Source organism: Agrobacterium cavarae (assembly GCF_004310285.1).
GTDB classification, from domain to species: Bacteria; Pseudomonadota; Alphaproteobacteria; order Rhizobiales; family Rhizobiaceae; genus Agrobacterium; species Agrobacterium cavarae.
The window spans coordinates 460040-482704 of record NZ_SISF01000031.1; the positions used below are offsets into that span (position 1 = coordinate 460040).

A 22665-nucleotide genomic window follows, 5' to 3' on the forward strand; every position below is an offset into this window, starting at 1 on the left:
GGACCATGACCATCGACCTTAAAGGCCGGATCGCACTCGTGACCGGCGCTTCACGCGGAATCGGCTATTTCACCGCGGTCGAGCTTGCAAAAGCCGGCGCCCATGTCATTGCCTGTGCGCGCACCGTCGGTGGCCTCGAAGATCTGGACGATGCCATCAAGGCGGTCGGTGGAACGGCAACGCTCGTTCCCTTCGATCTCGGCGACATGAAGGCGATCGACGCGCTCGGCGCCTCTATCCACGAACGTTGGGGCAAGCTGGATATTCTGGTTGCCAATGCCGGGATGCTTGGCGTCATTTCACCTGTCGGCCATATCGAGGCCAAGGTGTTTGAAAAGGTGATGAACATTAACGTCACAGCGACGTGGCGCCTGATCCGCTCGGTCGAGCCGCTTCTGTTGAAATCCGATGCCGGGCGGGCGCTGATCCTGTCGTCGGGCGCTGCCCATTCCTGTCGGCCGTTCTGGGGTGTCTATTCCACTTCAAAGGCCGCCGTCGAAGCGCTGGCACGCACATGGGCTGCCGAAACCGAGCAGACGCATCTGCGCATCAACAGCATCAATCCGGGCGCGACGCGAACGGCGATGCGGGCTCAGGCAATGCCCGGCGAAGATCCCGACACCCTGCCCCATCCTTCGGAAGTGGCCAAAGCCATCGTTCCGCTTGCCTCTCCGGAGCTTACCGAGACCGGCAAGATCTATGTGGTTCGCGACCAGAAATTCGTCAGCTATCGCGCGCCGGAATGACTTGCGAAGCGGCGTGAATCTGAAAGCGATGCTCTTGACCGACAACGGGCATCGCTTCATAAAGCAAGCCATGAAAATAACGATCTGCCGCTGCTGCTGAGTTGAATTTTGCTGGCTTAACCCCCGGCCAGATCGTTTTCGTCTCCTGAAAGGTCAAAGCAGACAAACGCTCCGGTGGGGTCAATCTCCGACACCCGAAGGAAATACGCATGTCCTTGCGCTTGAAGCTCTACAACACGCTGACCCGCGAAAAAGCCGAATTCCAGCCGATAGATACGAAGAATGTGCGCATGTATGTCTGCGGCCCGACAGTCTATGACTACGCCCATATTGGTAACGCGCGCCCTGTCATCGTCTTCGACGTGCTTTATCGCCTGTTGCGCCATGTCTATGGCGAGAACGGCGTCACCTATGCCCGTAACATCACCGACGTGGACGACAAGATCAATGCGCGGGCGCTTCGCGATTACCCGGACCTGCCGCTGAACGACGCGATCCACGCGGTGACGGAAAAGACCGCCAACCAGTTTCATCAGGATGTCGCAGCGCTTGGCTGCCTTGAGCCGACGGTGGAGCCGCGCGCGACAGATAACATTGCCCAGATGATCGACATCATCGAGAAGCTGATTGCGCGTGGTCACGCCTATGTCGCAGCGGGCGAAGTGCTGTTCGATACCAAATCCATGAGCGACTACGGTCAGCTTTCCAAGCGCCCCTTGGATGAGCAGCAGGCCGGCGCACGCATCGCGGTCGATGCGCACAAGAAGAACCCCGGCGACTTCGTGCTGTGGAAGCTTTCAAGCCATAACGAACCCGGCTGGGAAAGCCCGTGGGGTCGCGGCCGGCCCGGCTGGCATATCGAATGCTCGGCCATGTCGGGACGCTATCTTGGCGAGGTCTTCGACATTCACGGCGGCGGCCTCGACCTGATCTTTCCACATCATGAAAACGAAATTGCCCAATCGCGCTGCGCCCATGGCACGCATGTGATGGCCAACGTCTGGATGCATAACGGCTTCGTACAGGTCGAAGGCCGCAAGATGTCGAAGTCCGACGGCAATTTCGTTACCATTTATGATCTCCTGCACACCGAAGCCTTTGGCGGGCGCAAGTGGCCCGGCGAGGTTCTGCGGCTGGCAATGCTGATGACGCATTACCGCGAGCCAATCGACTTCTCGGTGAAGCGTCTGGAGGAAGCCGAGCGGCTGCTGGCGAAGTGGCCGGCGGCGGAAGCGGGCGACGCCGAGGTCGACCAGAGCGTGCTCGACGCGCTAGCCGACGATCTCAATACCGTCGCCGCCGTCCAGGCACTGCATGCTCTGGCCCAGGCCGCCAACGCCAATCCGGAAAGACTTCCCATGTTTGCGGCGAGTGCCGCACTTCTTGGCGTGCTGCCGAAGAAGACGGAAGTGGATGAGGCAATTGCTGCTGCTGTGGATTCGCTCGTTGCCATGCGGCTGGAGATGCTGAAGGCGAAGAATTTCGCCGAGGCGGATCGGATCAGGGATGAGTTGTCGGCCAAGGGCATTCAGTTGAAGGACGGCAAGGACAAGGAGACGGGGGAGCGGGTGACGTCTTGGGAGTTGAAGCGGTAGGGTTTCAAACTGCCGGTCTTACTTTTCATTCGCAGCTTACCCCCTCTGCCCTGTCGGGCAGGTCGCTACGACCGGCAAAGAACCGAAACTCTCCAGCAAAACGGCTGGACCGTCATACGCTCCTAGAACGATGACGTCTTCCACCAGATAGACGATGTGTGCCTCAACATCCTGCGATCGATACCAAAGGAGCCATCATGACCACTCATACCGGCGGATGCCAATGCGGCGCGATACGATTTCGAGCAGAAGGCGTTTTGAAGGATAGCTCGATCTGCCATTGTCGGATGTGCCAGAAAGCGTTTGGGGCCTATTATGCGCCGCTCGTTTCTGTGCGTGGTGTGGAGTTTCATTGGACACGCGGTCAGCCGAAGCAGTTCCAATCCTCCAACCATGTGAAACGTGGCTTCTGCGGTGACTGCGGTACGCCGCTGACCTATGAGGCGCCGGATGGTATGGCGATTGCGGCGGGTGCCTTCGATGATCCAGCGGCGCTACCGCCCGTCATCCAATGGGGCGTCGAGAACAAGATCGGTTTTGTCGATCATCTGCACACGCTTCCGGAAGAAGAAACCGAGGCGGATTTGACGTCTGCAAGTTTCATCGCCGGCCTTGTATCCTATCAGCATCCGGACCACGATACGGTGGAGTGGCCAGAGGAGAAGGGTTGATGAGCGAGGCAGGATATTCCGGTGGGTGCCAGTGCGGGGCAGTCCGCTTTCATGCGGGCAAGCTTGGCCGGCCGTCGATTTGCCATTGCCGCATGTGCCAGAAGCAATTCGGCAATTTTTTCGGCGCGCTCGTCACGGCTGATCAGGCGCACCTCACATGGACCCGCGGCCAGCCCAGCCTTTTTCGCTCCTCCACCAAGATCCATCGCGGCTTCTGCAACAAATGCGGCACGCCGCTGACCTATCACTATCCGGGGGGCGTCGAGATCGCCATTGGCGCCTTCGATCACCCCGATCAGATCGAGCCACAGGTGCAGGTCAACGCGCATATGCAGATGCCTTGGATCAAGGCGCTGTTCGACAAGCCGGAGATCAAGCAGAGCGTCGACGAAAGCACGATCATATCCTATCAGCATCCGGACCACGACACCGTGGTCTGGCCGCCCGAAGACGAAGCAAACAAGGCATAGCATCAAGGACTGAATTCCATGACCGAAATACTGCGTGGCCTCTATCCGGAGATCGAACCCTATGAGACCGGCTTTCTCGATGTCGGCGATGGCCACACGATTTACTGGGAGCGCGTCGGCACCAAAGGCGGCAAGCCTGCGGTCTTCCTGCATGGTGGCCCAGGCGGTGGCGTCAACCCGACGCAGCGCCGCGTCTTCGATCCCGCTCTCTATGACGTGGTGTTGTTCGACCAGCGCGGCTGCGGACGCTCGACGCCGCATGCGAGCCTCGAAGCCAACACAACCTGGCACCTGGTCGCGGACATTGAAAAGCTGCGCCAGAAATTTGGCTATGATAAATGGCAGGTCTTCGGTGGCTCCTGGGGCTCGACGCTGGCCCTCGCCTATGCCGAGACCCATCCTGAGCATGTCAGCGAGCTGATCGTGCGCGGCATCTATCTGCTGACCAAGCGGGAACTGGACTGGTACTACCAGTTTGGCGTCTCGGAGATGTATCCCGAGCGTTGGGAAACCTTCATCGCGCCTATCCCCGAGGCGGATCGCGGGCAGATGATGGCGAGCTATTATCGCTATCTCACTGGTACGGACGAAAAGAAGAAGCTGGAATGTGCCAAGGCCTGGAGCCAATGGGAAGGTGCGACGATCGCGCTCGTGACTGATCCGGCACGCGTGGATCAATTCGGTGAAGATCACTACGCCATCGCCTTTGCCCGCATCGAAACCCACTTCTTCGTCAATGCTGGCTGGCTCGACGACGGACAGTTGCTGCGCGATGCCCACAAGCTGAAAGACATTCCGGGCGTCATCGTGCACGGTCGCTATGATATGCCCTGCCCGGCTAAGACGGCGTGGGACTTGTCCAAGGCCTGGCCGAAGGCCGACCTCCACATCATCGAAGCCGCAGGTCACGCGATGACCGAGCCCGGCATTCTCGATCAACTGATCCGGGCAACGGATCGCTTCGCTGGGAAGTGAGACCAGCCCTGCCGTCGCTTGATGTTCAGCCTTGAGCGTCACGCGACGGCGATAAAATTGAGCAAAATCCGGAGGTGTTTCAGCTTCTTACGGCCATCACCTGTCAGACTGATTCATCTCGCATAAGGCTTGCTGTTTGAGCATTTGCAGCTTTTCTAACCAAAGCTTCACGGAAATGAATTGGTACATCACGCCAAAGGGGAATACTGCGAAGAGACCCCGATCATATTGGCAGTATTCCCATGGCAATGAACCCCACCATTCAGGCTCCCCAGGCGGGCGATAGCGTCCGTGGCTTCGTCTACGCACTGACGGCCTATCTTCTTTGGGGATTCCTGCCCTTTTACATGAAGGCCGTAGCGCATATCTCGCCGCTCGAGGTCATCGTTCATCGCGTCGTCTGGTCAGTACCGATTGCAGCCATTGTGCTGATCGTGCTCGGTCGAACCGCCGAAATCCGCCAGGCGCTGACCACGCCTCGCATGCTTGCCATGGCCTGCCTCACCGCATCGCTGATCAGCGTCAACTGGGGCATCTACATCTGGGCTATCGGCTCGGGTCACGCGCTGGATGCTGCACTCGGCTACTTCATCAATCCGCTGTTCAGCATCCTTCTCGGCGCCTTGATCCTGAAGGAAAAGCTCAGTCGCATGCAGATCGCTGCCATTTCGCTGGTTGCGATTGCCGTGGCGCTTTTGACATGGAATGCCGGTGGCCTGCCTTGGGTGGCGCTCGCGCTGACAGTATCCTGGGGCTTTTACGCCTTCTTCCGCAAGACGCTGCCGATCGGGCCGACGCAGGGCTTCCTGTTGGAGGTGCTGCTGCTGACTCCGCCCGCCCTTGCCTTCATCGTTTATCTGGCCTTCACCGGGCAAGGACATTTTTTCGCGGGCACGGCCCAGGATAGCTGGCTTCTGGCGGCAAGCGGACTCATCACCGCCGTTCCTCTGATCTTCTATGGCAATGGTGCCAAGCTCTTGAAGCTCTCCACCATCGGCATCATGCAGTATATCGCACCATCGATGATCTTCGTCATTGCGGTTTTCGTCTTCAAGGAACCCTTCGACATGGTGCGCATGATTGCCTTCGCGATGATCTGGGCGGCACTGGCGGTCTATACCCTGCCGAGCCTGATGAAAGGCAGAGCTGCCGGATGACCGGCAGCGTTAAGCTTTAAAGCTTCGCAATCACCGAAGGATCGCCTTCCGGATTTTGCTGTGACACGGCACGCTCGATGATGGCCGGTACGATATCGTCGATCCGGTCGATCACCAGCGGGTTCAGCAAATGAGCGCGGTGGATGAAGCCCTGGTCGCGCATATGGCGGATCAGCTCCAGCATAGGGTCCCAGAAACCGTTGATATTGGCGAAGACCATGGGCTTGGCGTGACGACCAAGCTGCGCCCAGGTCATGATCTCGACGATCTCTTCCACGGTGCCGATACCGCCGGGCAAAGTGACGAAGGCATCCGCGCGCTCGAACATCATGTGCTTGCGCTCATGCATGTCCTTGGTGATCACAAGTTCGTTCAATTGGCCAAGAGAATGGCGTGTCGCTTCCATATCCACGAGAAACTCGGGTATGATGCCCGTTACTTCGCCGCCGTTTGATAGAACGCCGCTTGCGACCGCACCCATGATGCCCTTGGTGCCGCCACCATAGACGAGGCGAATGCCGTTTTCGGCCAGGGATTTCCCAAGGTTGCGGCCTGCTTCCATATAGGCGGGATCGCGCCCGGGCTGAGAGCCGCAATAGACGCAGATGGATCGAATCGAATGGTTTTCATGTGTCATGGCCGGCACCGAACTACGCAGGGTCAATTCCGTCAAGAAATTTTGGGGGAAGATACGACAAACGCAGCGCTTTGGCGGAGGTGACGCTTGTATGAAAAGCGCTAAAACGCTAGCAATCCACGATAATATTGCGAAGAATGATCTGGAGACACATAATGAAAAATAAAAGAGCTGGATTGTTGGCGCTTGTCGTGCTCGGCATTGCCACGCTGCTCATGGTCTTCTTCGTTCTTCCTCGCATGTCCGGTGATGACAAGCCGATCGGTGACGCCATCAACGAAGCCAGCAATGCCGTCAAGAACAGCGTTGAGATGGGCAGTGAAAAGGCGGGCGATCTTCTGTCGGATGCCGCCAAGGACACGACCAATATTGCCGAAAAGGTTGGCCGCCTGGCGGAATCCGCCAACAAGTCCATCAAGGACATGAGCAACCTCTTTGCCGACAGCAAGGTGCCCTCCAATGAAGAGTTTGCTGCTGCCCGCAAGCAGGTCGAAGACTCGCTTCGCGAGTTGGAAAACATCGACATTCCGGAATCGCTCGATGAGACCACCTCGCGTCTGATCACCACTGCGCGTACGGCAGCCGAGCGGACCACGGCCTATCTTCGCAGCTTGCCGACAGATGCCGCAGCGGCCGCAGCTCAAGTCCGCCGTCTTGCTGGCGTGTTCGCCGGGACGGATGATGGCGCACCTCGGACAGAGGTGCCTGCCGCCGCCCCTCAGCCGACCCAGACGCCTGCACAGCCCGCAACACCATCGGCACCGACAACCACGGGCGATGCGGCCCAGCTTCCGACATTCGACGTTTTGCGCGTCGAGCCGGATGGTTCGGCGGTGATTGCCGGCAAGGCGCAACCGGGTTCGCAGCTTGAAATCGTCAACAAGGGCGAGGTTATCGCCAAGACACCGGTTGAGGGCAGCGGCGATTTCGCAGCCGTTCTCGACAATCCACTCCCCCCCGGCAACCATGAACTGGTGCTGCGCGCAACCGGCAAGGACGGCAAAGTCTCCGAGTCCAGTGAAGTGGCGACCGTGTCGGTCCCCGCCCAGAAGAACGGCGACCTGCTTGCCATGGTTACGACACCTGGCAAGGCCAGCCGCGTTCTGACCATGCCGGAAGCCGCTCCGCCTGCCCTGCAAGCGCAGGCCACACAACGGGCTGCAGACGGCACACAAACGCCTGCGAACGCCGCGCAGAGCGGCAATGCCGCGCCGGCCAACGCCGCACCTGAAACTGCGTCCGTGCGCGTCACCGCCGTCGAGTTCGATGGCTCAAAAATTTACATCGCCGGCTCCGCACCCGCGGGCACCACGATCCGCGCTCTGGTGGACGATACCCGTGTTGGCGAAAGCAAGGCAGAAGCTTCCGGCAGCTTTGTTGTAGAAGGCGACATCCAGCTTTCGGTCGGCAGCCACATCATCACGGCGGAAGCGCTCGATGCGTCTGGCAAGGTGACCGTGCGTGTGCGCGTGCCGTTCTCCCGCCCGGAGACGGATCAGGCCACGGTTGCCATGCAGCCATCCGGCGCACCTGCCACCCAGCAGAACGCGACCGCATCCGGCAAGGCTCCGGCCGCGGTCACCGATCAGGCTGCGTTCGAAGCGCTGCGCACGGAAGTGTCGAAGGCCTTTGGTATCCTGTCCGGTCTCTTTAAGGACGGCAAGACACCGACGCTGGACGAGGTTGCGGCAGCAAAGTCTGCAACGGTTATCGCGCTTCGTTCGCTTTCGGAGTTCCGCACCGCGGCGTCTGCCGACCCGGCCTTTACCGCATTCGTTGCAGGCATCTCTCACAAGGCGCGTTCCCTGCTCTCGCTCGTGGAAGCACTGCCAAGCGATGTCGTGGCTGTCGGTAAGGCCATTTCAGGCCTGACAGCTCGTTTCGAGGAGCTGAATGCAGCAGCCCCCACAATATCTGCGCCGGCGAATGCTGGCACTCCGGCTACCGACGCGTCCGGCACAAAGACCTTCGAACAGGCGCCGCTTGCGCATAGCGACAGCGCGGTGATCATTCGTCGCGGCGATACGCTGTGGCAGATTTCGCGCCGCGTCTATGGTCAGGGCGTGCGTTACACCACCATCTACCTTGCCAATCAGCAGCAAATCCAGAACCCGGACCTGATCGAGCCAGGCCAGATTTTCGACGTACCGGAAAAGGCGCTACCAAATGCCGAAGAGATCCACCGCAACCGGTTGAAGACGCGGTAAGAATAGGACCCAAGGCATTGCAAATGCCCTGTGAGGACACTATCTAATTTAGACAACGGCGGCTCATCAGGGCCGCCGTCTTGCTGTCTGCATCCCGGCAGACGCCGGAGCAGAGCATGGCCGACAAGAAGAAGACGATTTCAGCGGATTCCAGCAATCCGATGCAGACCATTGTCAACCTATGGCCCTATATGTGGCCCGAGGGCAGACCCGATCTGAAGATGCGAGTGGTCTGGGCAACCTTCTTCCTGCTCGTTGCCAAACTGGTGCTGATCTCCGTTCCCTATTTCTTCAAATGGGCGACCGATGCACTGAATGGCAAGGTCGATATGGCGGGGCTGCTGCCCGTCTTCCTGCTGGGTGCGGTTGCGCTGGTCATCGCCTATAACATTACCCGCATTATCCAGATCGGCTTCAACCAGCTTCGGGATTCGCTCTTTGCCAGCGTTGGTCAGCACGCGGTGCGCCAGCTTGCCTACAAGACCTTCGTGCATATGCACCAGCTATCGCTGCGCTTTCATCTCGAGCGCAAGACGGGCGGTCTTTCACGCATCATCGAGCGCGGCACGAAGGGCATCGAAACCATCGTGCGTTTTACCATTCTCAACACCGCCCCGACATTCATCGAATTCCTGCTGACGGCGGCGATCTTCTGGGTGTCCTACGGCTTCTGGTATGTCTTCGTCACCGTCGTGACCGTCTGGGCCTATATCTGGTTTACGGTCAAAGCCAGCAACTGGCGCATTTCCATTCGCCGGTCGATGAATGACAGCGATACCGACGCCAACACCAAGGCGATCGACTCGCTTCTCAACTTCGAAACGGTGAAATATTTCGGCAATGAAGACATGGAAGCCCAGCGCTTCGATGCCTCCATGGCGCGCTATGAGAAATCCGCCGTCGCCATTTGGACGTCGCTCGGCTGGCTCAACTTCGGCCAAGGCGTCATCTTCGGTCTTGGTTCGCTCGTGATGATGGTGATGTCGGCGCTCGCGGTTCAGCGTGGCGAACAGACCATTGGCGACTTCGTCTTCATCAACGCGCTGCTTCTCCAGCTTTCCGTGCCGCTCAACTTCATCGGCTTCGTCTATCGCGAAATCCGCCAGGGTCTGACGGATATCGAGCAGATGTTCGATCTTCTAGAAGTCGAGGCGGAGGTTGTGGATGCACCGGATGCCAAGCCGCTCCAAATCGGTGCGGGCGCTGTCAGCTTTAAGGACGTGCAGTTTTCCTACGATCCCGAGCGTCCGATCCTCAAGGGCATCTCCTTCGATGTGCCGGCGGGTAAGACGATCGCGATTGTCGGACCGTCCGGAGCGGGCAAATCGACGATCTCCCGCCTGCTCTATCGCTTCTACGATATCCAGAGCGGTTCGATCACCATTGACGGCCAGGACATTCGCGACGTGACGCAGAAGAGCCTGCGCGCGGTGGTCGGCATGGTCCCGCAGGATACGGTGCTGTTCAACGACACTCTGGCCTATAACATTCGCTATGGACGTCCCGACGCACCTGACGCCGATGTCACGGCTGCCGCCAATGCCGCGCAGATCAGCGGCTTTATCAGCAAGTTGCCCGACGGGTTTCAGACCATGGTCGGCGAGCGCGGCCTGAAGCTTTCCGGCGGCGAGAAGCAGCGTGTTGCGATTGCTCGCACCATATTGAAGGCCCCACCGATCCTTATCCTCGACGAGGCGACATCGGCGCTCGATACCCATACGGAACAGGAAATTCAAAGCGCCTTGGATGTGGTCTCGCAAAACCGTACCACGTTGGTGATCGCTCACCGCCTCTCCACCGTGATTGGTGCGGACGAGATCATCGTGCTGAAGGATGGAAACATCGCCGAGCGGGGCACCCATTCGTCGTTGATGCTGGCCGGTGGCCTCTACGCCTCGATGTGGAGCCGTCAGCGCGAAGCGATCCAGGCCGAGGAAAGGCTTCGGGAAGTTCGCGAGAAGGACGACCTTGGCGTCGTGGATCGCGGCGAACCCGCGCATTGACCTCGGTATAAACCGGCCCAGCCGCTGCGCACCATTGCTCGTGACGCGGTTTGCCTGTAGTCACCTATGCGTGTTTTGTCGCCTTGAGACGTGAATATTGTCGAGAAACGACTATATGGTGCATGTCTTGCAGGAACGAGCCAAGTTTTCGCCCTCGGGCGTGCAGGCAAATCGAGGTCCCAGTGGGAGCGCCCTTCGTCGCGCATATCGCAAAGGCCGATAAAGAAATTTCGGAGAAGAAAGACCAATGAACCTGTTCGATACCATTCGTAACACCCTCGTTCCGATCCACAAGGAAGGCTACATTTTTGTCGCCGCCTTCTTCGTGGCATCGCTGGTGCTCGGCTGGATCGCCGAACCTCTTTTCTGGATCGGCATGGTTCTGACCGCCTGGTGCGCCTACTTCTTCCGCGATCCTGAGCGCGTCACGCCTCAGGATGACGAGCTGATCATTAGCCCGGCCGATGGTACTGTATCGGCGATCCAGACTGTGGTTCCACCACTGGAACTGGAACTCGGCAAAGAGCCGATGGTACGCGTTTCAGTGTTCATGAACGTGTTCAACTGCCACGTAAACCGCTCGCCGGTGCGTGGACGCATCGTCAATGTCGCCTATCGCCCGGGCCTCTTCCTCAATGCCGATCTCGACAAGGCATCCGAAGATAATGAGCGCAACGGTCTCGTGATCGAAACCGCACATGGCCGCGTCGGCGTCGTGCAGATTGCCGGTATGGTCGCGCGTCGCATCGTCTGCTGGGTCAAGCCGAACGAACCGGTCGATGCCGGCGAGCGCTTCGGTCTCATCCGCTTCGGTTCCCGCCTCGATATTTTCCTGCCGGAAGGTTTCTCTCCGCGGGTATCCGTCGGTCAGACGGCGATTGCCGGTGAAACCGTTCTCGCCGAATTCGGCTCTGCCAAGGGAGCCGTCATCAGCCGCCGCGGCTGATGACACATCAGGGAGAGCGTTCGATGGACGAGCCAGCGCCGCAGCCAGGCATCAACGGTAAGCACGAGGTCAGTCAGGATAGTGGACGAGGCCCGAGGCTTCGCGAAATTCCGCTTCGTCTCGTCATCCCAAACCTTGTCACCGTGCTGGCGATCTGCGCGGGCCTCAGCGGCGTTCGTCTTGCCTTTGAAGGCCGCTTCGAGCTTGCAGTTGCCATGGTGCTGCTCGCCGCCTTCCTCGACGGCATCGACGGACGCCTGGCGCGCATGATGAAGGCGACGTCCAAGTTCGGCGCGCAGATGGATTCGCTGGCCGACATTGTCAATTTCGGCGTTGCCCCTGCCCTCGTCGTCTACGCCTATCTCCTTGATCAGGCCCGCTCGCTTGGCTGGATTGCGGCCCTCATCTACGTGATTGCTGCCGGACTGCGCCTGGCGCGCTTCAATGTGATGATCGAGCGTGAGGTCAAGGCGCCCTGGCAAAACGAGTTCTTCGTCGGTGTCCCCGCACCCATGGGTGCGATGCTGGTGCTGCTTCCCGTCTATATCGGTTTTATCGGCGTTGAGCCGAGCAGGACATTCGCTCACATCGCTGCCGCCTACACGGTGTTGATCGGTTATCTGCTGATCAGCCGCCTCCCCGTCTGGTCGGGTAAATCGGAAAGCCGTATCCGCCGCGATCTCGTGCTTCCAGCGATTCTGATCGTGGTGCTCTATGTAGCGCTCTTGATGAGCTTCACCTGGGAAATCCTGATCCTCACCGTGCTCGCCTATCTGACCTTCCTGCCCTTCAGTGCTCGTATCTGGCACAAGCGCTATGGAACGTTGACGATCGAAGAGCATGACCATGGTGACAGCGGCGACGGTCTCGACCGCGGCATCTGATTTTTGACGAGACCGGATCATTCTTGCCGTGACAACGGATGGTTTAACGTCCGTCTTTTTTCAGGCGATCCCGAACACGAAATGTCGCAGTCTGCAATTTTCAATTGATTGAATCCGCCTCGAATTCGTCACGATTGACCCCGAGAGAGCTTGTCAGAAAGGCCGACGAATCATGGGCCTAGCAAGCGATCTGCGGAGGGTGGAATGACTGAAACGAAGAAAATCGAGATGCCGGCAAAGCCGGATTTGAAGGCGCATTATCAGCCGCTCGGCCTGAAGGCTGTGGCAGCTGCCGCCATGATGGTGGCGCGCAAACCCAAGCAGGCAAAGACTGCCTGATCTCTTTCATATTTAGCAGGCAATGTGGGGCCTGCCGACTTTGCAAGTGGCGCTTTTGGGCGCCATTTTCATTTTTGACGTCAGGGCGCGACCTGCAAGAAGCGTATCCGTTGTTTAAAACAACGACAGTTGCCCGCTCTTTTCCTTGACCGGAGCAAGAGGTGCTGCCCCCTCTACCGGTGCGATCAGATCAGGACCGACATTGGCGACCTTGTTCACTTTATCCGACACCGGGATCATTTCGAAAAAGTCCTCATCTGCTGCCCGCATCAGGCTCGAAACCTCGCGTGGCTCCTGCGTCTTGCAATCCAGCCAGCGGCTGAAATCCTCCGGCGCAATCACCACCGGCATCCGGTCATGGACACGCGACATGGAGGTATTGGCTGCAGTGGTGAGGATCGCGCCCGTATCGACTTCCGATCCATCAGCAGAGGACCACGTTTCCATCAATCCGGCGAAGGCGACGATGCCGCCGCGCTTTGGTCTGATATAATAGGCCTGCGGCTTCCCGCCATCTTCTTTGGCCGGTCGCTTCCATTCGTAAAATCCGCTTGCCGGGATCAGGATGCGGCGGTGGCGCATGGCAGCGCGGAATGAGGCCTTGCCGATGGCTGTTTCGGAGCGGGCATTAATCAGAAGCGGGAAGGTCTTGGGGTCTTTCACCCAACCCGGCATAAAGCCCCAGCGCACGAGCATGGCCTGACGGTTGGGCAGATTGCTTCCCAACTCCTGCCGTTCACCTTCGACGATGATGAGGATCGGCTGCGTCGGTGCGATGTTGAAACGCGGTGGAAAATCCTCCAGCCCTATCAGATCGAGATAGTCGGCAATCTCTTCCGGCGTGGCCTTCAAAACGAAGCGACCGCACATAAGCCTATCCTCTCGGCGCAAACAGAATAAGCGAGGCGCCCGCCAGGCAAACCACGCCGCCCGCCAGGTCCCAACGATCCGGCGCATGACGTTCCACGATCCAAAGCCATAGCAAGGACGCCACGATATAAATCCCGCCATAGGCAGCATAGGCCCTGCCGGCGGCATCGGTCGGCACAAGTGTCAAAAGCCAGGCGAAAGCCGCAAGCGACACCATCCCAGGTATCAACCACGCCACCGATTTGCCCATGCGCAGCCACGCCCAAAAGGCAAAACAGCCGGCAATTTCAGCAAGCGCTGCCATTACGTAGACGAGAGTGAGTTTCATGCCTGTTTCCTGCACCTGCTTCCGGCAGCATCACGGTGGACTGTTCGAATCCGTCGGCGCATCATAGCGAAAACCACGACCTTCGTGCATTCTCCTTAGGCCTACCGAGCATCCAGCCACAGTTTCCTTCACCTCAAGGAGAGGTTACATGACCCTGAAGCTCTACATGCATCCCCTCTCGTCCTTCTGTCACAAGGTGCTTGTGGCGCTTTATGAAAACGGCACATCTTTTGAGTCGGTTATCGTCGATTTCTCCAATTCTGATTCAAGAGCGGCGTTCTTCGAGAAATCGCCGATGGGGAAGATGCCCGTGTTGCAGGATGTGGAATCCAACGTAATCCTGCCGGAAAGCAGCATCATCATCGAGTACATCAACATCCATCATCCGGTTCATTGCGGCCTCCTGCCGCAAGATGCGGGCGAACAGCTCCAAGTGCGGCTCTGGGACCGGTTTTTCGACCTCTACATCCACCAGCCTATGCAACGTATTGTTGGGGAACGTCTGCGTCCCGAAGGTTCTCTTGACCCGCATGGCGTGTCAGAGGCGCATGCGACCATCGACAAGGCCTACGGCGTTCTCGAGCAACACCTTGCAGACCGTCAATGGGTTGCAAGCCCAACGTTTTCGATGGCGGATTGCGCGGCCGTTCCGGCGCTCTTTTATGGGTCGATCGTTCATCCGTTCAATGATGACCTTAGAAACACCCGCGACTACTTCGAGCGGCTGGTTTCACGGCACTCCGTCAAGCGGGTCATTGATGAGGCGCGCCCGTATTTTCAGTATTTTCCCTACAGGGAGACGATGCCGCCACGTTTCCTGCAAGGTTGACTGCATAATAAGGAGCAGATTCTTGAAGGAAACCGCATGCTTCTTCCCCAGCCCGCATCTTCCGCCATCATCAAGCGTGGCGACCGATTGTTGCTGGTGCGTCGTATCAACCCGCCATCGCAGGATATGTTCGCCTTCCCGGGCGGCCGCGGCGAGCCTGGCGAGACGCCGGCGGATACTGCTCTTCGCGAGTTGCAGGAGGAGACCGGGATCGTCGCCCGTCATCCACAGCTTTTCGCCACCTATGATCTGCCGTCGCGCGACAGCGCGGGGCAACTGACCAGCCACTTCCTGCTGTCGGTATTCCTGGTGGAAGCGGATGAGCAGGCCGCGGCCCTTGCTGCGGACGATGCGGCCGATGCCGGGTGGTTTACGCTTGAGGAAATACGCCGCCTTCCCGCACCCGAAAGTGTCGTCGAATGCGCAGAGCGCCTTTTAGGCCAGTTGCATGAACAGTAGAATCACAGCTATCTGGGCGAGGTGTGTCACGAGTCGATGTTGGGTTGCGCGTAAAGTCATGGGTCGACGGATTTGTTTTTTGTCAGCACTGTTGGTGAGCGTGGCCATGCCCGTTTCCTCCTATGCTGCCAGCCAAAAACCACCGCAGCCTCCTGCACCGCCACCTCAGGAAAGCAAGCCAGCCCCCTATGACGACAAGCTGGCGCGACTGTCGGAAATTCTGGGTGCGGTGCAATATCTGCGCACGCTCTGCCCCTCCACGGGACCGCAGGAATGGCGCAAGGCGATGGGCGATATTCTGGCGGCGGATACGGCAAACGAACCGCAGCGCAAGCAGCGAATGACCGCCGCATTCAACCGCGGATATCGCACCTTTGCCGCCGTCCATACCAGTTGCACACCTGCCGCACTCTCGGCAGAAGAGAAATACCGTAACGAAGGCGCAACACTCGCACAAGAAATCACGTCCCGGTTCGGAAATTAGAGGATTGTTAACCTCTTTTCGCCGTGGGGCGTGCCGTTTTGATAAAAGACTGTTAGAGTTGTTAACAGGGTGGTAACGACTTGAACGCCCTGTCGAGGATGAAATATGCAAACGAGCCGTAACGAAATCCACGATATGATCGCGCATGAAAAGATGCAGGTCGCTCTGGAACATCAAAACGAAGCCTGGGCCGATGGTATGGCCGATGGCATCGAGCCGGAGATCATCGCAGATGCCGCTATTGCCTTGGCCATGCGCGAAACCATTCGCATGCATGGCGAAGCCGGCGCAGAGGCCATGCTCGAATCACTACGCCAGCGCATGCTCGCCGGCGAATTTTCCCCGCAGCGGATCATCCAGTAAGCGGGAGTTTATCGATGCTGTTTTTCCGTCATGACACCGCGCGGTCTTCCGCCGCGTTTGCTGCTGTTTTTTCTGCCGTGGTTTCCGCCACAGCCCTGCCGCACTCGGCCTTTGCTCTCTCTGAGTTGAAGCCCGGCCCAGGCGGCCAGACCGAACAGGCCCAGGCATCCGACGCGCCCAAGGCGTCGGAACCGGCGCAGGTCGATGAGGGCCCCGATGGCATTCCGATGCCGGATCCGTTGGTGAACCGCCAGGGCGGACAACAGCAGGCCGCACCAGAGCAAAACGATGCGCCGCAAATTTCCGCACAGATCGAGCATGATATCAGCAAGGCGCCAGAGCCGGTGCGTCGTCTGCGTCAGTTGATTATTGACGCGGCTTCCACCGGTGACATCGAAAAGCTGCGACCGCTGATCAATGCCGGTCCGAACCAGACACGCGTTGACGGCGAAGGAAACGATCCTATTGCTGCGCTGAAGAGCTTCTCCGGTGATCCGGAAGGGCTGGAAGTGCTGGCGATCATCCTCGACCTGCTCTCTACCGGCTACGCCCGTGTGGATGCCGGCACGCCGGATGAGATGTATGTCTTCCCCTACTTCGCTGGCAAGTCGCTCACCACGCTGACCAAGCCGGAAAAGGTGGACCTGCTGCGCATCATCACCGCCGGGGATCTGGCCGACATGCAGGAATACGGCAATTACAGCTTCTATCGCATCGGCATTTCACCCGACGGGCAATGGAAGTTTTTCGGCGCCGGCGACTGATCGGGCGTCCAACCGGACTCAGGTGCTTGCCCTTGCGCAGCAAAAATCCTAACTCTAGAGCGTCCCCTTTTCGTGCTTTCGGGTCAACAAGGGACGCTCTCAGTTTTTGAAGCCACGCAGCGTGCTTTTGCGAAGATCGGTCCCGATTTCAAGCCGATGCTGTGGGTGAACCCAGCCGAACGGTAGTGCCATGTCCTCCGCCTTTTTAGCCACCCGTCGTTTTATCCGCATCGGCGGCGAAGCCGCGTCCGACTTCCTGCAAAATCTCATCACGACAGATCTGGAATTGCTTGGACCGACAGAAGCGCGCGCAGGCGCCCTGTTGACCCCACAGGGGAAGATCCTGTTCGACTTTCTGGTTTCGCGCGACGGGACGGATTATCGCCTGGAAACGAGTGCGGACCAACAGGAAGCACTGCTGCGCCGTCTCACCATGTACAAGCTGCGCGCTGCCGTCGATCTCAAAGGCGAAGACATCGAAGGTGTCAGTGTCTACTGGGACGAAGAGGCACCGAAGCACGGTGTCACCGACGGTCGCTTTGCCAAGGCTGGCGTAACGCTCTATCGCGTGCCTGGACAATCCGCCGATGGCGACGTTTCTGGTTATGATGCCCTGCGCATCGCCAACGGAATTGCCGAGTCAGGGTGCGACTACGCGCTTCAGGATGCCTTTCCGCATGATGTGCTGATGGATGTGAATGACGGTGTGTCCTTCAGAAAAGGCTGCTTTGTCGGACAGGAAGTCGTCTCGCGCATGAAACATCGCGGCACGGCGCGCCGTCGCGTCGTGCTTGTCTCTGCGGCGAGCGCCCTTCCGCCTTCCGGCACCGAGATCATGGCAGGCGGCAAACCGATGGGGGCCCTCGGCACCGTCATCGGCAACCAGGGCCTTGCCATCATCCGTATCGACCGGGCTGCGGACGTTATGGCATCAGGCAGTGTGATGGCCGCTGGAGACACGACCGTCACCGTCGCTTTGCCGGCCTGGACCGGCCTGAGCTTTCCTTCCGTCGATCCGCTTGTCGGCGCCGAGGATTAAGCGGTGGCACCTTCCAAGGCTCCGCGTGCATGGCAACGCATGCTGTCCGGCAGGCGTCTCGACCTTCTCGATCCCTCTCCTCTCGATGTCGAACTTGCCGATATCGCTCATGGTCTGGCGCGCGTGGCGCGTTGGAACGGTCAGACGCGTGGCGACCATGCATTCTCCGTGGCGCAGCATAGCCTCATCGTCGAAGCGATTTTCTATCATCTGAACGCCTCCGCTTCGCCGGACGACATCCTGATGGCGCTGCTGCACGATGCGCCGGAATATGTGATCGGCGACATGATCTCTCCTTTCAAATCCGTCGTCGGCGGCGGCTACAAGAGTGTGGAAGCCCGGCTGGAAGCCGCCATCCACCTGCGCTTTTCGCTGCCGCCTCACCCCACACGAGAGCTGAAAGACCGCATCAAGAAGGCGGATACGGTCGCGGCCTTCTTCGAGGCGACGGAGCTTGCGGGCTTTTCGCTCGCGGAAGCCCAGAAATTCTTCGGCCTGCCGCGCGGCATCAGCCGTGACATGATCGCTATCGATCCAGTTCCGGCACTTGAGGCGCAACGCCGTTTCATCGAACGCTTCGAGGCCATCGAAGCACTGCGTAAGGCTTCACCATGACTGCAATCGTCGTCTCGCCTCTGTCCCGCATCGGAGAAATGGCCGTTCGCCACAAGGCGCGTGAAATGATCACTCTGATTGCGAAGGAGCAGGCCTTTCATCGCCCAGCCGTGATAGCTGCCGAGCGGCATCTGACGCTGGAGATGAACGACATCGCCTTCAAGGGGAACGATACGCTGATCGCGCCGGATGACGCCCATGTTCTGCGGCTGATCGAATTTGCCCGGGAATGGGATCAGTCAGTACCGCTTCTGATCCATTGCTGGATGGGCGTGTCCCGCTCGCCTGCAGCGGCCGTTGTTGCCGCACTTGCGCTCTATCCGGATCAGGATGAAACGGCGCTGGCACGGCGGCTTCGAACCGTGTCGCCTTATGCCACGCCCAATGCCCGCATCATCGAAATCGGCGACAGGCTGCTTGACCGAAAAGGTCGATTGGTGAGCGCAATCAAGGCGATCGGCCGTGGTGCCGATACCGATGGGAACGTCCCATTCGTCCTGCCGCTGACCGACATGGACCCGATTTAACGGGAACCCGAGCCGGGACCCATCGTTACCAATCCTGAAACCGCAAGATCATCAAGGGACGATCCATGGAACAACAGGCAACGGATATCATCGTGGCATCGCAGGCCGCGCTTAGGCAGGCGAGCGCCCTGGCGGTGCAATATTCCTTCTCCGTCATCGGCGCACTTATTCTTCTCATCATTGGCTGGCTGGCCGCGGCATTTCTTCAGCGCTGGGCGTTTCAGGGTCTTTCCCGCATTCGCGGCTTCGACGCAACACTTGCCGGCTTCTTCGCAGGCGCCATCCGCTATGTGGTGCTCATTCTGGTCATGGTCATGGTGCTTGGCCAGTTCGGAGTTCAGACGGCTTCCATCCTCGCAGCACTCGGTGCCGCAGGTCTTGCCATCGGTCTGGCACTGCAGGGCACGTTGCAGAATATCGCAGCTGGCATCATGCTGCTTGTTCTTCGTCCGTTTCGCGTCGGCGAGTATATCGAAACGAGTGCTGTCTCCGGCACCATCATCGAAATCGGCCTCTTTGCTACTGAGCTGAAGACCCGCGACGGCCTCTATCGCCTTGCGCCGAATTCGACACTGTGGAACGTGCCAATCACCAATCACAGCCGTTTCCCAACCCGTCGCCACGAATTGAGCGTGACGGTACCAAAGGGTGAGAGCATTGCCGAGACGCAGGACATGCTGCTGCAAATTGCTCGGGGTGACAGCCGCGTGCTGCTAGACCCGGCACCCGCTACCTTCGTCGATACAGCCAGTGCCGATAGCGCGACCGTTAAATTGCGTTATTGGGCGCAGAGTTCAAACTGGTTTGCGACAACACGCGATATGACGAAGGCATTGAAGCTCGCTTTCGATGAGCGCGCTGCAAAGGTCAAGGCGGAAGAGACATCTACCCCAACGCCCTGATCCTTGACATTTCCCAGACAATCGGAATACCGTTGCATATTGCAACTAATTCCGGTTTTCTACCATGGCGTTATCCGAACAGATTGTCGATGAAATCCGTATCCACTCCCGCAAAATGGTGCGGGAGCTTGGTTTTACCGGTCGGGGATTTGCAGGTACCGACCTGTCACCGTCGTCCGTTCACGCCCTTCTGGAGATCGAAAAAGGTGACGTGGCAGCACGTGACATCGGCGACGCTCTGCATATGGATAAATCCAGTGTCAGCAGAATGCTCCGCAAGCTGATCGATGCGGGCTGGGTGTATGAAGATTCCGGCGAGAAAGACCATCGGGTCAAACGTCTCTCACTGACCTCCGCTGGAAAAACTCAGGTTGGCCAGATCAATCATTTTGCCCGGCAACAGGTGCAAACTGCAATCGAGCGACTGACACCGGAGCAGCGACACATCGTCTCGAACGGCTTGCGTCTTTACGGCGAAGCGTTGGCCCAGACACACACGCCTGCCGCCATCTCCATCCAGTCGGGCTATAGGCCCGGGGTCATGGCGCGCATCACGGAATTACACGCGCTTTTCTACGCCAGAACAGCGGGCTTTGGACAGGCATTCGAGTCGGTGGTCGCCGGCGGTCTGGCCGAGTTCGGATATCGTCTCGGCAATCCAAAAAACGCTATCTGGACGGCCATTCAAGACGGCCAGATCATCGGTTCCATCGCGATCGATGGTGAAGATATGGGGTCGGGAAAAGCGCATTTGCGCTGGTTCATCGTCAATGTTTCAGCGCGAGGGAGCGGCGTTGGAAAACAGCTTCTCGACACCGCTCTCGCCTTTGTGGACGCTCAGAGCTTTACAGAGACGCATCTTTGGACCTTTTCCGGCCTGGAGGCTGCCCGCCATCTCTATGAGAGCCGCAGCTTCAGTCTTGCCGAGGAGCGCCCTGGATCGCAATGGGGCAGCAAGGTTTTGGAGCAGAGGTTCGTCAGACCAGCAAAACCTGAGGGACGGTGAACCAACACCGCCTCACGTGCCCGCTCTCCCTGCTTCACTGCCCCATGGTGGAGCGGTGCGCCCAGCCGGTCATGCGTTTTTCCACCCAAGCCATGATGGCATACATGACGATGCCTTCGACCGCGAGCATGAGCAGGCCAGCGAACACCAGTGGTACGTTGAACTGGCTCTGGGCCGAACTCATCATGTTGCCAAGGCCGTAGTTGGACGCCACAGTCTCCGACACAACAGAGCCGACGAAGGCAAGCGTGATGGCGATTTTCAGTGAGCCGAAGAAATAGGGCATGCAGCGCGGAATGCCGACTTTCAACATGATGTCCATCTTCTTGGCACCGAGGGCGCGCAGCACATCCTCGGTTTCCGGCTCGATGGTGGCAAGACCGGTCGCGACATTGACGACGATGGGGAAGAAGGAAATCAGGAAGGCCGTCAGCACGGCTGGCACCGTTCCGATGCCGAACCAGATGACAAGAACGGGAACCAGCGCCACTTTGGGGATGGCATTGAAGCCGATCATCAACGGATAGAGGCCTGCATAGATGGTTTTCGACCAACCGATGAAGAGGCCGATGCCAAGGCCCGCGACCACCGCGATGGCAAAGCCGAGCGTCGTCGTATAGAGCGTCTGCAGCGAGTTTTTCCAGATCGGCGACCAATATTGCACGACCGCCTGCCCCACCCGTGTCGGCGACGGCAGCACAGTCTGCGGCATCGTCAGCGCATAGACCAGCAGCTCCCAAGCGACGAAGAGCGCCAGCGTATACAGCCATGGCGCTGCCTTGACCCAATTGACGCGGGCGATCAATGGCTTTGGTGGCGTTGCCACGACCTGACCTTCGACAACCGCACTCATGCCGCTACCCTCGCCTGAGCGATTTCGCCGTGCAGTTCCTGAACCATGTCGTTGAAGCCTTTTTCATACATGAGGGACAGTTGGCGCGGCCGCTCGAATGGTACGCGGTGTTCCGCCAGCACCCTGCCCGGCCTTGCGCTCATCACGAAAATCTTGTCCGCCAGGAAAACTGCCTCGCGCAGATCATGGGTAACGAGAATGATCGTCACGCGCTGGACGGCATGAAGATCGCGGATGACGCACCACAGCTCCTCGCGGGTGAAGGCATCGAGAGCGCCGAACGGCTCGTCCAGCATCAAAAGTTCCGGCTCATGGATGAGCGCGCGGCAAAGATTGGCGCGCTGCTGCATACCGCCGGAAAGCTGCCATGGGTACTTCGATCCGAAGCCTTTGAGCCCGACGATCTCCAGCAGCCGTTCGGCTTTGGCGACATACTCCGCCTTATGGGCGCGCAGCCTGCGGCGGTGCTTCTCGACGATCTCAAGCGGCAGAAGGATGTTTTCGAGCGTGGTGCGCCACGGCAGCATGGTGGGGTTCTGGAAGGCCATGCCGACGATGGAGACCGGTTCGGTCACCTGCTTGCCGCCGACGATCACATTGCCACGCTGGGGAATGTGCAGCCCGGTCACGAGTTTCATCAGCGTCGATTTTCCGCAGCCCGATGGGCCGACCACGGCTGCGAATTCTCCGCGATCCACCGTCAGCGTCAGGTTCGAAACGGCAAGCGTTCCCGAAGCGCCGCCATAGCGCATGTCGACGCCGTCGATTTCCACCAGATGAGCCATATGTCCAAGTTCCTGTTATATTCCAAAATGCGTGATAGCCGCCCATGCGAGGGACGAACTCCATGGAGCGATCGGCCCCATGGATGGATGCTCCGGGTCGCGCCCGAGCATGACGAACGTTAAGTCGTCTTATTCTAAAGCGCGCCGCGATCTTTAAGAGTTGCTGCTCGCGCTTTAGGTCCTTGTTTATCGCGGTCGTCATCGCAAAACC

At 58.8% G+C, this 22665-nt stretch carries 27 protein-coding genes; 21 read left to right on the forward strand and 6 right to left on the reverse strand.

The genetic code is table 11. The features are described 5' to 3' along the window. Positions 1-5: 5 nt before the first annotated feature. The gene (locus EYC79_RS15520) at positions 6-746 is read left to right on the forward strand and encodes an SDR family NAD(P)-dependent oxidoreductase (protein WP_130978544.1); all 741 of its coding nucleotides are present in this window, start codon (positions 6-8) and stop codon (positions 744-746) included. On the opposite strand, the gene EYC79_RS15525 is transcribed toward EYC79_RS15520, so the two are convergent. Continuing rightward, a complete protein-coding gene (locus EYC79_RS15525) occupies positions 724-957 on the reverse strand; it encodes a hypothetical protein (RefSeq protein WP_130978545.1) in 234 nt (77 codons plus the stop codon). The genes EYC79_RS15520 and EYC79_RS15525 overlap by 23 nt on opposite strands. On the opposite strand from EYC79_RS15525, the gene cysS reads away from it, so the two are divergent. The 5 genes from cysS to rarD all read left to right on the forward strand — a co-directional run bounded on the left by cysS (position 956) and on the right by rarD (position 5614). Continuing rightward, complete coding sequence (cysS, locus tag EYC79_RS15530; protein ID WP_130978546.1) at positions 956-2341, forward strand: cysteine--tRNA ligase; 1386 nt, start codon at positions 956-958, stop codon at positions 2339-2341. The two genes, EYC79_RS15525 and cysS, sit on opposite strands and share 2 nt — an antisense overlap. A gap of 197 nt (positions 2342-2538) precedes the next feature. Further along, positions 2539-3012 carry a GFA family protein gene (locus EYC79_RS15535; RefSeq protein ID WP_130978547.1) on the forward strand — a complete coding sequence of 158 codons (474 nt, stop codon included), beginning with the start codon at positions 2539-2541 and terminating at the stop codon, positions 3010-3012. Continuing rightward, a complete protein-coding gene (locus EYC79_RS15540; RefSeq protein WP_130978548.1) occupies positions 3012-3482 on the forward strand; it encodes a GFA family protein in 471 nt (156 codons plus the stop codon). The genes EYC79_RS15535 and EYC79_RS15540 overlap by 1 nt, the downstream gene beginning before the upstream one ends. 18 nt (positions 3483-3500) lie before the next feature. Further along, a complete protein-coding gene (gene pip / locus EYC79_RS15545) occupies positions 3501-4457 on the forward strand; it encodes a prolyl aminopeptidase (RefSeq protein ID WP_062437965.1) in 957 nt (318 codons plus the stop codon). Positions 4458-4699: 242 nt separating this feature from the next. Then, positions 4700-5614: an EamA family transporter RarD gene (rarD, locus tag EYC79_RS15550; RefSeq protein WP_130978549.1), complete on the forward strand. Its 915-nt coding sequence runs from the start codon at positions 4700-4702 to the stop codon at positions 5612-5614. A 16-nt stretch (positions 5615-5630) separates the two neighbouring features. On the opposite strand, the gene EYC79_RS15555 is transcribed toward rarD, so the two are convergent. Continuing rightward, positions 5631-6251, reverse strand: coding sequence for an LOG family protein (locus EYC79_RS15555; RefSeq protein ID WP_111848008.1), 621 nt, complete (start codon positions 6249-6251; stop codon positions 5631-5633). A gap of 155 nt (positions 6252-6406) precedes the next feature. Here EYC79_RS15555 and EYC79_RS15560 point away from each other — a divergent pair, with 155 nt between their 5' ends. The 5 genes from EYC79_RS15560 (at position 6407) to EYC79_RS23930 (ending at position 12630) form a co-directional block, all read left to right on the forward strand. After that, a complete protein-coding gene (locus tag EYC79_RS15560; protein WP_130978550.1) occupies positions 6407-8458 on the forward strand; it encodes a LysM peptidoglycan-binding domain-containing protein in 2052 nt (683 codons plus the stop codon). Between the two features lie 116 nt (positions 8459-8574). Continuing rightward, positions 8575-10461 (forward strand): ABCB family ABC transporter ATP-binding protein/permease, encoded by a 1887-nt coding sequence (locus EYC79_RS15565; RefSeq protein WP_130978551.1) that lies wholly within the window; start codon positions 8575-8577, stop codon positions 10459-10461. Positions 10462-10708: 247 nt separating this feature from the next. After that, on the forward strand, positions 10709-11407 hold the full coding sequence (locus tag EYC79_RS15570) for a phosphatidylserine decarboxylase (protein WP_062437972.1): 699 nt from the start codon (positions 10709-10711) through the stop codon (positions 11405-11407). A gap of 23 nt (positions 11408-11430) precedes the next feature. Next, complete coding sequence (gene pssA, locus EYC79_RS15575; protein ID WP_062425647.1) at positions 11431-12291, forward strand: CDP-diacylglycerol--serine O-phosphatidyltransferase; 861 nt, start codon at positions 11431-11433, stop codon at positions 12289-12291. A gap of 204 nt (positions 12292-12495) precedes the next feature. Next, positions 12496-12630, forward strand: a complete 135-nt coding sequence (locus EYC79_RS23930; protein WP_272865808.1) for a hypothetical protein — start codon at positions 12496-12498, stop codon at positions 12628-12630. A gap of 114 nt (positions 12631-12744) precedes the next feature. Here EYC79_RS23930 and EYC79_RS15580 read toward each other — a convergent pair whose 3' ends face one another. Both EYC79_RS15580 and EYC79_RS15585 read right to left on the reverse strand, forming a co-directional pair. Further along, on the reverse strand, positions 12745-13500 hold the full coding sequence (locus tag EYC79_RS15580) for an SOS response-associated peptidase (protein WP_130978552.1): 756 nt from the start codon (positions 13498-13500) through the stop codon (positions 12745-12747). A 4-nt stretch (positions 13501-13504) separates the two neighbouring features. After that, a complete protein-coding gene (locus EYC79_RS15585) occupies positions 13505-13828 on the reverse strand; it encodes a YnfA family protein (RefSeq protein WP_130978553.1) in 324 nt (107 codons plus the stop codon). 148 nt (positions 13829-13976) lie between these two features. Between EYC79_RS15585 and EYC79_RS15590 the strand changes: the two genes are divergently transcribed. From EYC79_RS15590 to EYC79_RS15635, 10 genes are all read left to right on the forward strand, one after another. Further along, entirely contained in the window at positions 13977-14657 is a 681-nt protein-coding gene (locus tag EYC79_RS15590) for a glutathione S-transferase family protein (RefSeq protein WP_130978554.1), read from the forward strand. A 36-nt stretch (positions 14658-14693) separates the two neighbouring features. After that, entirely contained in the window at positions 14694-15116 is a 423-nt protein-coding gene (locus EYC79_RS15595) for an NUDIX hydrolase (RefSeq protein WP_130978555.1), read from the forward strand. Positions 15117-15174: 58 nt separating this feature from the next. Next, positions 15175-15600: a TIGR02301 family protein gene (locus EYC79_RS15600; RefSeq protein ID WP_130978556.1), complete on the forward strand. Its 426-nt coding sequence runs from the start codon at positions 15175-15177 to the stop codon at positions 15598-15600. Positions 15601-15705: 105 nt separating this feature from the next. Next, a complete protein-coding gene (locus EYC79_RS15605; protein WP_062425653.1) occupies positions 15706-15963 on the forward strand; it encodes a hypothetical protein in 258 nt (85 codons plus the stop codon). A gap of 14 nt (positions 15964-15977) precedes the next feature. Continuing rightward, the gene (locus EYC79_RS15610) at positions 15978-16727 is read left to right on the forward strand and encodes a hypothetical protein (RefSeq protein WP_245495294.1); all 750 of its coding nucleotides are present in this window, start codon (positions 15978-15980) and stop codon (positions 16725-16727) included. Positions 16728-16917: 190 nt separating this feature from the next. Next, the gene (ygfZ, locus tag EYC79_RS15615) at positions 16918-17766 is read left to right on the forward strand and encodes a CAF17-like 4Fe-4S cluster assembly/insertion protein YgfZ (RefSeq protein ID WP_130978557.1); all 849 of its coding nucleotides are present in this window, start codon (positions 16918-16920) and stop codon (positions 17764-17766) included. 3 nt (positions 17767-17769) lie between these two features. Beyond that, entirely contained in the window at positions 17770-18381 is a 612-nt protein-coding gene (locus EYC79_RS15620; protein WP_130978558.1) for an HD domain-containing protein, read from the forward strand. Continuing rightward, positions 18378-18908 carry a tyrosine phosphatase family protein gene (locus EYC79_RS15625; RefSeq protein ID WP_130978559.1) on the forward strand — a complete coding sequence of 177 codons (531 nt, stop codon included), beginning with the start codon at positions 18378-18380 and terminating at the stop codon, positions 18906-18908. The genes EYC79_RS15620 and EYC79_RS15625 overlap by 4 nt, the downstream gene beginning before the upstream one ends. Positions 18909-18973: 65 nt before the next feature. Further along, complete coding sequence (locus EYC79_RS15630; RefSeq protein WP_130978560.1) at positions 18974-19810, forward strand: mechanosensitive ion channel family protein; 837 nt, start codon at positions 18974-18976, stop codon at positions 19808-19810. A 64-nt stretch (positions 19811-19874) separates the two neighbouring features. Then, positions 19875-20816, forward strand: coding sequence for a bifunctional helix-turn-helix transcriptional regulator/GNAT family N-acetyltransferase (locus EYC79_RS15635; protein WP_130978561.1), 942 nt, complete (start codon positions 19875-19877; stop codon positions 20814-20816). 34 nt (positions 20817-20850) lie between these two features. Here the strand turns inward: EYC79_RS15635 and EYC79_RS15640 are convergent, their stop codons facing one another. Next, positions 20851-21669 (reverse strand): ABC transporter permease, encoded by an 819-nt coding sequence (locus tag EYC79_RS15640; protein ID WP_130978562.1) that lies wholly within the window; start codon positions 21667-21669, stop codon positions 20851-20853. Next, complete coding sequence (locus EYC79_RS15645; RefSeq protein WP_162692916.1) at positions 21666-22454, reverse strand: ABC transporter ATP-binding protein; 789 nt, start codon at positions 22452-22454, stop codon at positions 21666-21668. Before EYC79_RS15645 ends, EYC79_RS15640 begins: the two co-directional genes overlap by 4 nt. Positions 22455-22665: the final 211 nt, after the last annotated feature.